Genomic DNA, 13,324 nt, shown 5'->3' with positions numbered 1-13,324 from the left:
TGACTAAAATATTTTTCGTAACATTTAACTTATTTAAAATCAATGCACAATTCACAGTTCACAATGCACAATTAAGGATGATTTATCTTCCTCTCGTCAGATAAATCTAAAATTATATAAAAATCCAATGTTCAGCTGGCAAAGCGAGCTGATATGGATTTATCTCAAATTGGCGTCAGCAATAAGTTTTAAATTTTCTGTAGCAAAGCGAAAGAAAATCATCCTTCATTGTGAACTGTGCATTGTGAATTGTGAATTGTGAATTAAAAAAACATTACTTGTAAAACCTACCAAATATATTTTAAAGCTTTCAAGTGGTTTATTCATACGCGCCTCTTCTTGTTTTAATTATATATTTAATTTTATACTTTGTTAAGAGGACTTGCATTAAAAAGAGCCGATTGCTTGAAATTGCAATCGGCTCTTTATGTTTTTTAAAAAATAAAAGGTATTGTATAAATAGCTTTACTCATTGCACCACCGCCTACTGTAGCAATTGAATTTACTAAACTTGCATCAGTAACAGCAACTGCAACTAGTAATACAGCACAAACAGTTATTAGTGCCTTATAAGACTTTTTTAGTTTCATTTTATAATTCCCTCCTCTTTTAAACAAATTGCAAAGCAAACTTATTTATTTCATCTATTTTAAATATATTATTGTTAGCAATATAAAAACTTATAAGTTTATGAATAAGCTTGTAATCTAATTTTCCTTGTTTAGCTGATATCACAAACACTTTATTTTTTATATCATTTACACTTTCAATACTTTCCGCATTATCTATTAATTCATAAAGAATATCACAAGCAAAAACATAATCTTTCTTTTTCCTAGCAGCATCTAATCCTTTATTATAATATTTATTAGCTTCTTCCATATTGCCCAATTCCTTATATATCTTCCCCAGATCAAACAAAATATTAACCTCATAAGAACTATTACTATCAAGAAAAGGTATTTCTTTTTCTATTATAGACAGCGTACTATTAGCTTTATCTCTAACTGCTGTTGCTAAATACAATTCAGTCATATTTACATAAACAGCTAATTTTTTATCTATATACTCACTGCCCAACACATCCAAAATTTTATTATATAATTTTAAAGCTTCATCATATTTCCTTGATTCATGTAAACATACTGCTTTAGTATCAAAAACCATAAAATATTTTTGTATATCATCTTTACTTACAAGGTTTTCTATTTTGTCAATATCCCTTATTGCCAATTCATACTTATTAAGCAAAGAATAACCATATGCACGATTGTACATAAATTTAACAATATACTCTGATGACAAATTATCAAAATGCTCTATTACAAAAGTAGAACTCTCTATGGCCTTATCATAATCACCAACAAGAATATAAGCTTTTACTATATTCGAAAAAACTTGTAATAATTGATCAGAAACAACTAACTTTCCAATAGCAGTTACAGCTTTTTCATAATACATTATACTTTCATACATTTCATTATTAATATAATAATAATCTCCTGCTAATTCATAAATAGAAGCCATCTTATCACTAATATCCCAGTCAGCTAAAAAACTTTTTGCTTCTTTAAGCGTTTGAGTAAAACCTTCACCCTTACTTATTAGTAATTCCTTCAACTTTGCTATGTAATCATCAAGTATCTTCGTAGCTTGAACTAATGTATTTTCCATTAAATACTCAACAGTTTCATCAATCTTTAGATTACGTTTTCTTCCAATTTCTTTTAAGTTTTTTATAATTATCTCCGCCGTATTTTTCGTAATGATGGCTTTACCTGTTTCAATTTCACTTAATAAATTTCTAGTAATATCTTTTCCGGCAATATCACTTTGCTTTAATTTGTATCTATCTCTAATCGCCCTTAATTTTTCACCATCAGTCACCACTGTACTCTTCATTATTGTTCAATCACCCCATTTTCCCACCAATTTCTTTAATAATAACATTAAATGAAAATTTTGTAAATGAAATTTTAAACATTTAAATCTTGTGATGATTTTTCATTAACTGAATGAGAAAGTGAATTATTATTATAAGCTAAATCTCTCTTGGCAGCTTTACCTTATACCTCAAAACTATTTTATTTTCTCCTGTTTCAGAAACCAATTCATCTCCTACTTTTAGATTACTTGCTGTTTCCCACTGTCCATCTGCCTTAAAAAATAAATGTTTTGGAGTTGTTTTTATTTCTTCTCCTCCAACATTTAAATATACAAATTCACAAGTATTTCTTCTGTGAACTTGTAGTACTTCTTTGTACCTTCTTCTTTTCCTTCTAAATCTCTGGAATATACATAGTCTCCTACTTTTATTGTACCAATCCTTGCATATCCATTTTTAGTTAATACTAAAGTATCTCCTGTAATGCAGAACTCTAAGGCCGCATCCTTTATTTGTGACGCTTTTAGTACTGCTTTTTCTATAATTTGTTCCGAACCATCTATCATCTTAAATAATATTGATTTTCCTAGGTCAACTGTTTAATAAACTATATCAAATATGGCATTAAAGTTACTTTTTAGTGTTTTTATTATAGCACTCTTTGATAAATCTACATCTTTTACATCAAACTTTTCATCAAGTCCTTTTCCTTCGCCGCTGTATTTTCCTTCAATTCCTGCTGTTTTATCAAAGCTGCCTGCTTCAGTTAAATCTCCTGATTTTTGCATTAAGCCTTCTGCATTTTCTACTGCATTCATTGCTCCTTCTGCCTTTTCAGCAGTGTTTACAGCTTCATCTGCCTTTTCCACATCTGATACTTCTTCTACTACTTTTGAAGCTTCTCCCACTTCTTTCACAGAACTTGTCCCATCTGAAATCATAAAAATAGCTAGATTGCCTGCAACGTTAACTGTAAGCCTTGCTCTACTTTCTGCATCTCCATGAATTACATTTTTATCTATCGTGGTTCGTAGAAAAAGCCGATTGCTTAAATTCGCAATTGACTCTATAGTTTTCAGTTTTGCTGATATATCTTAATGCTCGTTTTACGGTCTTCTAAAGATGCCTGTTCTAGTTATCCAGGAAATCCTTTATCAGATACTTACACTTGAGGAACCGCTGAAAAGATTTTAATCATTTATCAATTTCTATTAAATCAGTAGCTTTAGCCTTTATTCATCACTTTTTAAATTCAATGCAACTCTTATCCACAGTCTTTTAAAACTCTGTTTTCTGATGTATTATCGTTGCTTTTTAATATAGTTCTTTTGAATGATGTATTTATTGAATATGTTAACCGCTAAAAAAATAATGAACCAGTCTACTTAAATTTCAGCTGATTCATTTCATTTTTTCACTGCATTATTAATATTATGCAGTGAAGTATTTTACATCTCTATTGTAAAATGCAACCATTCATTCTTTTGATTTATTATGAATCCAATTATAATATTATTTTGCAGTTACTATTCAATAATCTTTGCAAGATAATCTTTAATATCTTTTTGTTCTATCTTTGTTTTTTCCTCTTTTAAGTAATTAAATTTTAATATAGGTTTTTTGATTTCAATTAAAGCTTCTATATCATCTAATTTTAGTTCCTTTTTAAATACGAATTGCTCTTCTTTAGTAAATCCATGTATGGATGCTAAATCTGAATTACTTGTAAACAATGAAATTTTCTCTTCATTTAGTATATGTTTGCCTATAGACCATGGCTCAAATTCTATATTGTTATACATTACTTTATATTTTAATTCATAAGCAAATTCTAAATCGTCTGCACTTACTTCTTTTACCAATATATCACTATGTCTATTTCCTAACACGTCAACATACTCTTTAAATCCATTATTTACATCCTCCCTTTTATTACTAGTTATTTCTAATTTATTATTATAAATATCAAGTATAAAAGTTTTACCTTTATATATACAATATGCTTTAGACACTTTTCACACCTCACTTTAATTCAAGCCATCCAAGCTTCTCATCATAGATAAATTGCTGTACTATATCTCCGGTTTTACTGTCTAGAATCTTAAGTTTATCTCCATTCATAAATTTCCTAGCTGATTGATAATATTCTGGTAGCACTACATTAGTACTACCTGTAAATGCTTTCCCTGTATAAGGATAATCCTCAGGCTTAGGCTTCCAATCAGGAATGGATATTTCACTAACATCATTTGCTTTATATTCTATTGTTCCATAAACTTTATCTGGTAAGCCTACTGATTGTGAAATACCATCAACTCCATTTGTAGTTTTAAATGCTGTATTATTGTAGTCTAATCTTGCCCCATTATATTTATCAAGTAGTGTTTTTAAATTAGCCCCATGTTCTTCTACAGCTGTAAAACCTCTAACTCCATCATAGTCAGGATTATATAAGTATTTATATATGTCGCTTTGTGGTATTGTTTTACACATTAATGTGTCTGATGATGGCTTGCCTATTTCATTTCTTACAGAATCTACAAGCGACCTTTCCGAATCACTTAATACTCTATCTGGATGCAATAACTGAGCAAATTCATCTACTGAATATCCTTTATCATTAATGATTTTTTTAATACTATCACACGTATTTAACTCAGCATTACTTACCCCCTCAGTACCTTCTCCCTCTTTCACACTAGAAGGCTGAACATCTTTAGCTTCTTTGCCTGCAACTTCACTATCCCTTTTTCCTTTCCTAATAGCATCCGTTACAGTTTTTACCTCTTCATTACTCACTGAACAATCATTGTGCACGAGTAAACTGCTCTCACCTACAAAATATGTGTGATAATCCTCTACATTTAGATTGTAAATTGCTTCTTCTGTGTGTCTTGCAGTTATATCTATTACTTCCTTGTAAGTTCCATTATTATTTTTTATTTTCTCGCCTGCTTTTATCCTCTCAGCTGGCTTAAAGCCTTCTTCTGTATAAAATAAATGGGGTGCTGTTGTTTCTATTTTTTCTTTTCCTATTGTTATTATTATAATATCTTTTGAGTGCTTTTTGTATACATATAATACTTTTTTTAGTTCTTTTTCTCCAGTTTTCGCATCTTCTGCATATACTTTTTCTCCCTCTTTTATACTGTCTATTCTCCTTAATCCAAGCTCAGTATTTATAAGAGTTTCTCCTGTAAAACAGCCTTCTAAAATGATTCTTTCTTGATTTTCCGTAAGTTCCCTTTTAGGTAGTATTATTTCCTTTACCTCATTAACTGGATCTCTCAGCTTGTACAATATTGATTTTCCTAAATCTTTTGTTTCCTTTACTATTGTAAATACTTCTTCTACTTTTGTATTTATGCATGCCTTCAAAGTATTTGCTGCTTTAGAAAATTCTTTATTAAAATTGGAGAAGGTTTTAAGTGGAGCTTCTAATTTTGACCACCAGCTTTCAGCCTTACCTGCTGTGCTCACAGCATCTTCTGCTTTTCCAGCAGTATTCAAAGCATCCTCTGTTTTTCCTATTGTATTTAAAGCTTCTTCTGCCTTTTCTCCGTTGGATACCTCTTCCACTACTTCTCCTGCTTCACCAGCTTTACTTGATGCACCTGCACCATCTGTAAATACAAAAATTGCTATATTTCCTGCAACATTAGTCACAAACCTTGATCTACTTTCTGCATCCCCATGAATTATGTTTTTATCTATTGTAGTTCGTACCATTTGAACTAAGCCTGCTCGGAAATTTGCCTGTTCTTGTGTTAACGGTGGCATTCCATTTAAAAGTGTATATATATTTCCTCCAACAGTTAACCACTTTTTTGCAGTACCTAATGGATCTTTTTTAAAATCATATAACTGCTGTCCTAACAAATGAACCAATTGAAAAGGGGCTTCCACAAGTCCTTTTCCAACATCTATGCCTCCTTCAATTATTCCTTTAACTGTTTTATAACTTACTTTTAATATTTGAGCAAGTATTGGATAATCCTTTTTAAAATTATTCCATGCTGTTTTTAGTTCTACTTCAATTTGATTTTTTATTTCTTCAAGCTTTTTTACTACCTCTGGATGATCCTTTTTAAACTCATTCCAGATATTACTTTTAAAGTTATCCCAATCTTCTTCTAAATTATTTTTATATTTTTCCTCTTCCTTTGAAAGCTCTTTTGATTCGTTTTTATCAAAAGTAAAAAACTCTTCCACTTTTATTTTTACAAGATCTACTCCATTTTCTTTTAGCCCTTCAAGATCTTTATCACTCAACGCTTTATATATTTCACTTTCTACTGCCTTTAAGCTTTTATCAACTGCATTTTCACTCTTTAATTTTAATTCACTGCTTTTACTTTCAAGTCCTGCATCACCATTTAATGCTAGTGGTATAAAAGCTTCTGCATTTATATTAGCTGCTCTCACTTGTACATTTTCACTTATATTATTTATGTATACTGCACTTAATGCTTTTGAACCTCTAAAGGTAATTGCATTTGCCTTTTCATTTAATTTTCTTTCTACTCTTTGATATCTTGAAATTTCATCATCTAAAAATCGCTTAATTTCATTTAAATGACGAAGAAGCTTGTCCCCATCTGCTCTTATACCAGAGGTTTGTGCTTCTGCCCTGCTTAAATTTTCACTAACACTGCCTTGAAATCTATTTACAATCTCATAAAGTTCTTTTAATTTTTCAAAGTCAACTGAAATCATATTGAATCACCCATTTACTTCTTTCTTATGTCAATATTACCACTATTTACTACATAACTCAACGTTTTTAAACTTATCTTTAATTTACTTAAAAAGCGAATTAAAAATTTTTATAAATAAAAAAGAGCAGTTCAATTGCACCCACTCTTTTTTGATCTTAAAAACGAAAGACACTACATGTATATTTTCAATAACACCGCCACCTATCCCCGCTAATAGTGAAGGATTTCGCCACTGCAAAATATTAAGAAATATTTTTCTCCGCTTTACTACGAAAAATAGACAATTTAAATAAGTTAAAGATTTTCCGCAGTAAAACGGAGGTAAATCATCCTTAACTTTTTATCGAAGGTAAAAAAGTTCACCTTTTACGTGCACAGCATCGTAAAACCCTTCACCTTTCGCACAGCGAAAACCTTAGTCTTTTAACGAACGAAGTAAGTTAAAACCCTTCACTGTAGTCCTTCTTATGTCCACCATTTTCTACGCTGTTATCTTCTTTATGCCCAGTTCATTAAGCTTGTTTAATAGCCTATTTATAGTTCTATCTTGATTTCTGTAAAATTCACTTCCTCTTATTCTATAAAATACCCAACCAACCCTTTCAAGGGCCATCTGCCTTTCTCTATGCTTTTCCCAATCCTCAATATTACTCCATCTTCCGCCATCACATTCAACTGCAATTCTATTATTTTCATCCTCTATAATAAAATCAACTTTATATTTTCCAAGACCAACAAAAGGTTTAATATCATAGCCTCTTTTTTTAACAGCATTAAACACATCTTTTTCAAATTCGCCAGCTAAAATCATATTATCACTATTGCGCTTACAAGATGCTATATTAGGATCAAGACAATACCTGAGAAACTTAGTTCTTATACAGTTGCTGCTTAATTTATCCTCATCAACAGAATAAAAAACCCACATCTGATTTCTAGCACGGCTAGCTGCAACATTGAATCTTCTAACATCTGCCTCACGGGTTAACGCTGTTAACTTGCTGTTATTTGAAACAACCATGGACAAATACATAACGTCCCTTTCATCCCCTTGAAAAGAATAAGCATCACCGCATAAAAGCTTTCTTCTTAAAAGTTCTCTCTCACCAAGCCTGTGTCTTAAAAGATTCTCAATAATTTCAGCCTGCTGATCCCCCAAGAGCGAAATTACTCCCATGGTCATATTATCATACTGAGGATTGTTACAGCACTTTACTATTTGATCAACTATCTCCTTAGCCTCATTCATATTGACCTGGCTCATATTATCCTTAGAACCATTTTTTACTTTTACAGCTTTTATAGGATATATAAATGCATCCCTACCTCTAGGATACCTCAAAGGAATTATTTCACCGGAGTAACTCAAATTATTGCTAAAGCCTATTATTTCAGGTGCACACCTAAAATGCTCCCTCAAAAGAAGCCTATCTGGAAATACTCTAAGGGCCGTATTGTAAAGGCTCGTCTGCAAATCAAACCATTCTGAATGAGGTATCTCTTTTAAGTGTCTATCTATAAGCTCATCTATATTCTCTTCGCCAATTCCAACCGCCTGAGGACTTATCTGTTTGTCATCACCAACTATTACAGCACGCTTACCTCGCATAAGTGCACTCAATCCAAAGATATCACTTTGACTACTTTCATCGAATATAACCACATCAAATAAGTTTTTATTTAATTTTATATTTTCTATAACCTTGTTCAAAGGCATTATCCAAACTGGAATGCAGTCTTTACACTTTTCCATTTCCCTTTGAGCCATATTTCTATATTTAAGTGCAAATTTCCCACGCCCCTTGCCGATTCTTTTTACAGCTTGAAGCCATGCATAAAGACTTCTTTTTTGAATATCCGTTGTGTTCACAATTTGATTGTACCAAGCTTTCTTTGCAACAATTTCCTTAATAAGAACTTTTTCTTTTATCTTTTCATTTTCTATGTTTTTCTCTAAAATATCTGTCCTCAAATTATGGGCTTTCTTTAAAAATCCGTTCATCTGTTTCCATTTCCAAGCTTGTGATATATTTTTGTAAGCTTCTCTCTTATTGCTCTTTAAAAGTTTGCTTGTAAAAAGAGGTGCAGCTGCTTCAAGTTTATTTTTAAACATATTTATTTCCTTTACAGCAGGAACAAGTTCCTTTAAACGCAGAATTTCGCCATAAGCCTTTTTTATCCTCTGCGTATCTTTCTTATCAATTCCATCCGTTAAACAGTCAATCCCATAAGTATTTCTACACATTTTAGTTACTCCACTTATGTAAGTCTTCTCTTTCTCATAATTTTTGATGTTTCTAATGCTCAAGATTCCTCTTTTTAAATAAGAATAAGTATCCTTCTTATACCAATCTATATTACTCAAAAAAGTTATCTCCCCAAGACTGTCAACAATTTTGCTTCTATAGTTTATGTTCCAATTTACTACCTCACCAAGATTTTTAATCTCCCTTTCAAGTTTTACAAAGGTGTCTGCATCAAATTCCTTGATTTCTTCTCCTTTAAACTTTTTAACGTTGCTGTTCCAAAGTTCCATCAATTCTTTTTCAATATCTTTTTTATCCAAATAAAGCTTTACAGTTTCCGCTTGTTCACCATATTCAATAGTATTATTATCTACGAGACATCCCTTAAAGATATATTTGTACTCCCTGTGAAGTGTTTTATACAGCTTGTTTAGCTTGCCACTTGATTTTATATGAGAATAAATATTTTTAAAATCAGCTTCAAACTTGTCAAAATCCTTGTCCTCACAAATTTTTATTTTATGAGATACTATCCTGCTTTGTATATCTGAAAGACGACGTATGTACTCCGAAGATTTAACATACAAATGCTTTATTGCCGGTCTTTCAACTTCACTAGAATAATAACAAACCATAAGATCTTTAAGCCAACTTTTTTCTATAAATTCCATCCTATCTTCGGCCTTATCAAGCAGATTAATTACTTTATCGTAATCTACCTTTTCATCATATGGAAGAGACCATCCTTTTATATTTTCTTTGTTTTTAAAATACTCCTTTTCAAGTTCAACATAATCTTCAACAGTACTACAAACCTCATCACATTGAGGAAGCTGAGAAAAAACTTTTAGGGCACTATTTACTTTGCCTATATCCTTATTATTAACGCTATTAAGCAGATATATAAAATGAGCAAATTGCTGATCATTGATTGGACAATCTGTATCCATTGAAACTTCATCGTCAATCCAATTGAGCTCATTCTCATTTTTTCTCACCCATTTTGCAATTTCCATAAGTGTATAAATTTGACCTTTAATATTTAGTTTCTTAGTCTCAATACACTCTGCTTCCTTAATTTTTTCATATAGTACTTTTTGTTTCATTCTGCAATCTGAAAGTTCTTTTTTTAATGGAATTACTTCTTTATTTATATCTTCCGGGTTTAATGATAAATTTTCAGTTATTTTTCTAACAGAATCATCTAGCTGTTTTAAAGATTTTGTATCATCTCCAAGAAGGCTCATGCAAAGAGGTCTTATCTCCTCTGGCACTTTATCAGACAAAACTTTAAGAGCTCGTCCAGTTTGGCTTGTTACAAGTACTCTTTTGCCATGAGCAAGTAGATGACATATTAAGTTTACTATAGTATGACTTTTGCCTGTACCCGGAGGACCTTGAACAACAACTCCAAAATTATCACATAACTTTTTTACAACTTCTTTTTGCTCTTCGTTAGCTGGTAATGGGAAAAGTAAATTTTCACCAACACTTTTCCATTCCTCATTTTCCTCCTCAATTTCCCCCATCTTTTCAGTTTCTACTAATGCTTTTATAGGAAGCGGTATAGGATAACCCAAATCAATAACATCCATTATATTATTTAGTTCTTTATTCCAAAGTCTGCTATCGGTTTTTCTAACTATAATTAAAGAAGCATCATAAAAAACAGGGTACTCAGTTGCCTTAATTTCATTAAAGGTCTCAATATTTTCCTTGATTTCTCCTTCTGGATTAATTTCAGCACTTAAATAGTGAACTGTCTTATATAAAATTTCTTTTACATTTTTAATATCTCTTACATCAGTAATTCCATTTTCGAATTCGTTTTTAATTTCAATTATCTTGTCCGAGTTAGGTATAATCATTCCACTAAGCATGTCCAATTCCATAATAGTCCTATTATCATATGGCTTTAATAAAAATTTTCCGTTTTCCGCATCAAAGCTCAATTCCATTTTAGTTGTAAATATGGGATGAAGTATTTTCTTATCGCCTTTATTCCATGCCAATATATGATTTCCCCAAACAATTTCCATGTTTTCACTATTCTTTTGTATTAATAAATACAATTGAAAAAAGGAATCATACAGTTTTTTATTTTCTTTTCCAACCGCCAGCCATTCTTCCTCACCATCATTATTTAAAATAACTCCATTTTTGTTTTCAAACTCCTGCTTCCAATACAATTTATCATATTGACTTATATTTCTTATTACCTCTTCATCCATATTTTTAACACTTAAAAGATAAGAAAATAATTCCTTAACCTTAGTTCTAGTATCCATATGCCCATTCCCCCATATATATTAAAATAGCAAACACTTTATTCCTTATTTTACCAATTCTTATAACATTATACCATATATTTTTAGTTATTCAAATACATATTTAAATTGATTTTTAAACATGGTAACTATATAATTTTATATAATGATACAAGTATCACCCACAATTTAAATTCTGGAGGGCCTAATTTATGTTTCTAGAACCTGTTACCTTGCAATTTATAATTCCACTTTTAGCTATAATGTTTGCAATTTATACATATAATAAATCAAAAACAGAACATAACAATATGCTGCATATGGTAAATTGCCTTATCAACACTATTGAAGCAAAGTCTCCTGTAACCTACATGCATACAGAAAGAGTTTGCATTTATGCCCTAAAACTTGGAAAAGCCCTTAATTTGCCTAAAAAAGATATGATAATTTTAAAAGAAGCTGCGCTGCTCCATGATATTGGCAAACTTGGAATTCCGGATAATATTTTAGAAAAGCCAGATAAACTCACTGATAGTGAATTTAAAATAATAAAAAGCCATCCTCAAAAAGGATATAATATTTTAAGGTCAATTAAAAATTTAGAACCCGTAGCTAAGTTAGTGCTTTGTCATCATGAAAAATATAATGGAAGTGGATATCCAAGCAAACTTTCTGGTGATCAAATACCTTATCTTGCTAAAATAATAACAATTGCTGACTCCTTTGACGTAATGACTTCAAGACGTCCTTATAAGGACCCTAGTTCTATTGAAATGGCAGCTTCAGAGCTGGAAAAATGTAAGTGGACACAGTTTGATGGAGACATGGTAGACGTTTTTATAAAAATTTTAAAGACAGATAAAGATATAAAGAGTGTTATGGATAGAAGTTTTCCATCCAATATAAACTAAAAAAATAGTGACTGTCGCATTAAATTTATTTTTAACCGTAATTTACAAATATTATTAAGCAACTATAGTGAAGGGTTTTAACTTGCTCTGCTAGTTAAAACCCTTCACTCAAATTAGTTTGCAATATTTATAAATTATTATTGAATGAACTTTTAGTGCGACAGTCTCTTATTTTTTACATGAATCTCTTTCTATGAGAGTATGCGGTAATATATATTTTTTGTGATCGAGTTCTTTTTTGTTTATTATTTTTATGAGCATTCTCATTCCAACAGAGCCCATATCATAAGTAGGCTGCTCTACCGTTGTAAGCTTTGGGTAGAATATTGAAGAAGTATATATGTTATCAAATCCAACAACATCAACATCATCTGGAACTTTTATGTTATTGTCCCTTAAGGTATTAATGGCTCCCATCGCTATTTCATCTCCAGCACAGAAAACAGCATCAAATTTAGCTTTCTTTAATATCGCTGAAATACCATCGCTTCCATCTATAGCTTTAAGTCCTCCAAATTGAATTAAATCTTCATTGAATTCTATGCCATTTTCCTGAAGTGCTTTTTTGTATCCGTCAAATCTTATAGCACTAGCATTTGCTACTTTAGGACTTACTCCTATAAATGCAATATGCCTATTTCCTTTTTTTATAAGATAGTCAACAGCTTCATATGCAGCCTTTTCATTATCAATAGTTACACTGCAAAACTCTGTTTCTGCCCCTTCTTTTTCACTAGTTTCAACCAAAACTGTAGGTAACTTTAAATTTTCAAGTAAAGTTATTATTTCAGGTGCAAGAGAACTACTCATGTATATAACACCATCTACCATCTTTTCTTTTAGTACTCTTATGTATTCTTTTTCTTTTTCCATATCTAAATCCGTATTACACAATATTACATTATAATTGTATATATTAGATACGTCTTCAGCTCCCCTTACAATTTCAGGATAAAACTGACTTGATATGTCAGGTATTACAATTCCAATTGTCCTTGTCCTTTGAGTTTTTAGACTTCTAGCAACTATATTAGGCCTATAATCTAATTTTTTTATTGCAATCATTACTTTCTTCTTAGTTTCTTCATTTACAACATCTACATCATTCAAAACTCTTGAAACCGTAGCTATTGATACTCCCGCTTCTTTAGCAACATCTTTAATAGAGGCAGCCATTATTAATCAACTCCTATATTTCAATTTTACACAGTTGTAATTACAAATATATCTAATTATAGCTATTATACTATTTTTTATACCATATTTCTTATTAAATTGCAAACCTTTTAGTTATTTG

The 13,324-nt window shown here is 30.9% G+C and carries 10 protein-coding genes; 1 reads left to right on the top strand and 9 read right to left on the bottom strand.

Annotation, left to right across the window (positions count from 1 at the left end; translation table 11 throughout):
* Positions 1–434: 434 nt before the first annotated feature.
* From LQK79_RS06315 to LQK79_RS06285, 8 genes are all read right to left on the bottom strand, one after another.
* Positions 435–590 carry a hypothetical protein gene (locus LQK79_RS06315; protein ID WP_157055760.1) on the bottom strand — a complete coding sequence of 52 codons (156 nt, stop codon included), beginning with the start codon at positions 588–590 and terminating at the stop codon, positions 435–437.
* Positions 591–609: 19 nt separating this feature from the next.
* Complete coding sequence (locus LQK79_RS06310; protein WP_231015966.1) at positions 610–1,902, bottom strand: helix-turn-helix transcriptional regulator; 1,293 nt, start codon at positions 1,900–1,902, stop codon at positions 610–612.
* Between the two features lie 139 nt (positions 1,903–2,041).
* The gene (locus tag LQK79_RS21190; RefSeq protein ID WP_407928525.1) at positions 2,042–2,296 is read right to left on the bottom strand and encodes a polymorphic toxin-type HINT domain-containing protein; all 255 of its coding nucleotides are present in this window, start codon (positions 2,294–2,296) and stop codon (positions 2,042–2,044) included.
* Positions 2,209–2,451 carry a Hint domain-containing protein gene (locus LQK79_RS06305; RefSeq protein ID WP_231015965.1) on the bottom strand — a complete coding sequence of 81 codons (243 nt, stop codon included), beginning with the start codon at positions 2,449–2,451 and terminating at the stop codon, positions 2,209–2,211. The genes LQK79_RS21190 and LQK79_RS06305 overlap by 88 nt, the downstream gene beginning before the upstream one ends.
* 33 nt (positions 2,452–2,484) lie before the next feature.
* Positions 2,485–2,826 (bottom strand): hypothetical protein, encoded by a 342-nt coding sequence (locus LQK79_RS06300; RefSeq protein WP_053242441.1) that lies wholly within the window; start codon positions 2,824–2,826, stop codon positions 2,485–2,487.
* Positions 2,827–3,411: 585 nt separating this feature from the next.
* Positions 3,412–3,897 carry a hypothetical protein gene (locus tag LQK79_RS06295; RefSeq protein ID WP_053242442.1) on the bottom strand — a complete coding sequence of 162 codons (486 nt, stop codon included), beginning with the start codon at positions 3,895–3,897 and terminating at the stop codon, positions 3,412–3,414.
* Positions 3,898–3,907: 10 nt separating this feature from the next.
* A complete protein-coding gene (locus tag LQK79_RS06290; RefSeq protein WP_231015964.1) occupies positions 3,908–6,601 on the bottom strand; it encodes a polymorphic toxin-type HINT domain-containing protein in 2,694 nt (897 codons plus the stop codon).
* 483 nt (positions 6,602–7,084) lie between these two features.
* Positions 7,085–11,137, bottom strand: coding sequence for an AAA domain-containing protein (locus LQK79_RS06285; RefSeq protein WP_231015963.1), 4,053 nt, complete (start codon positions 11,135–11,137; stop codon positions 7,085–7,087).
* Positions 11,138–11,328: 191 nt separating this feature from the next.
* Between LQK79_RS06285 and LQK79_RS06280 the strand changes: the two genes are divergently transcribed.
* On the top strand, positions 11,329–12,027 hold the full coding sequence (locus LQK79_RS06280) for an HD-GYP domain-containing protein (protein WP_231015962.1): 699 nt from the start codon (positions 11,329–11,331) through the stop codon (positions 12,025–12,027).
* Between the two features lie 168 nt (positions 12,028–12,195).
* Here LQK79_RS06280 and LQK79_RS06275 read toward each other — a convergent pair whose 3' ends face one another.
* Positions 12,196–13,203 (bottom strand): LacI family DNA-binding transcriptional regulator, encoded by a 1,008-nt coding sequence (locus tag LQK79_RS06275; RefSeq protein ID WP_231015961.1) that lies wholly within the window; start codon positions 13,201–13,203, stop codon positions 12,196–12,198.
* Positions 13,204–13,324: the final 121 nt, after the last annotated feature.

The organism is Clostridium guangxiense (assembly GCF_021043395.1).
In the GTDB taxonomy this organism is placed as follows: Bacteria; Bacillota; Clostridia; order Clostridiales; family Clostridiaceae; genus Clostridium_S; species Clostridium_S guangxiense.
Note: the sequence above shows the minus strand (reverse complement) of the source record. Positions and strands in the feature narration are given on the sequence as shown.